Source organism: Photorhabdus tasmaniensis, assembly GCF_011189505.1.
GTDB lineage: Bacteria > Pseudomonadota > Gammaproteobacteria > Enterobacterales > Enterobacteriaceae > Photorhabdus > Photorhabdus tasmaniensis.
In genome coordinates this window covers 1-1,133 of the sequence record NZ_PUJU01000159.1, presented here as the reverse complement: position 1 = coordinate 1,133, position 1,133 = coordinate 1, and the positions used below count along the sequence as shown (strand labels likewise).

Sequence of the window (1,133 nt, the reverse complement as noted above, 5' to 3'; positions counted from 1 at the left end):
TGATAGGTGCGCCCGGTGACAATCGGCTGGTCCGGGTCACCATCAAGAAAGTCCACCACCACTTCCTGACCAACACGCGGGATAGCCAGCATACCCCAGCCCTGACCGGCCCACGGTTGTGTGACCCGTATCCAGCAGGAGCTGTGGTCGTCACTCTGGCCGTAACGGTCCCACAGAAATTGCAGCCGGATACGGCCGTATTTATCACAGAAGATTTCTTCGCCCGCCGGGCCAACCACTTTGGCTATCTGCGGGCCGTCCATCACCGGTTTGCGCGCCGGCATCGGACGCCAGTGCTGATGCGCCGGGATAAAGGTGAACTGGTTGCTCATCACCGTGCCGGACTCCCCGGTGGATTGCGCCAGCGCCTGTGGCTGGCTGCCACTATGCGCGACGCTGACCAGCTGCCAGAGCTGGTTGAGGTCATCACGGGGGTGGTCGGTGAGGGTGAACAGCACGCCCGGCCGCATCGCGGCGTCGTTACTTTCACCGTGGCCGGTCAGGGCGTCATTGCGCAGGGCTTCCAGCCGGTAGCGGGTGAAATCGGCCCCGTGCTGCTCGTCTTTAAAGCGCCCGGGAAAATCAAAGTGTTCATAGCCGGTGTGCTGGAGGTGTTGTTCCCGCATATGGTGGCGGAACTCCGCCGCCCAGACCGGGTTTTTGAAGGTGTAGTCTTTCAGCTCCACGGTGGCCGGGCGCACCTGAGCCTGCCGGGTCAGCGCCGTGACGCACAGCTGCTGGGCTTCGGCTGCGTCACCGGGGTGGTAGGGCAGCACCGGGCCTTTGGCCAGGGCCCCCGCAGTGTCGGCGAACACCAGGGTGTTTTTGTTGCCGGTGAATTCGAAGCAGTAAAAGATGCCCTCTTCGGCGGTCAGCCGGTGCAGAAAGTCAAAGTCGGTTTCCCGGTACTGGACACAGAACTCCCGTTCCGGGTGCGGATGGCGCAGCCGGAACACCACATCGCGGACGCCGCTCTCTTTAAGCAGGGTGGTGAGAATGGTTTTGATATCCTGCTGCTGAAAAATCCGGGCATTCTGACGCAGGGTGGTGCGCCACATATCGGGGCGCACCGTCATCTCATAGCGGGTCTGATGTTTGCCCGTGTTGCCCTGTACAAAGCAGGCAACCATGCC

1 protein-coding gene is annotated in these 1,133 nt (G+C 62.0%); it reads right to left on the bottom strand.

What is annotated here, in order from left to right; all coding sequences use genetic code 11:
* On the bottom strand, nucleotides 1-1,133 hold a 1,133-nt coding region (gene tssI, locus C5471_RS23300; RefSeq protein WP_166296586.1), incomplete at both ends, for a type VI secretion system tip protein TssI/VgrG.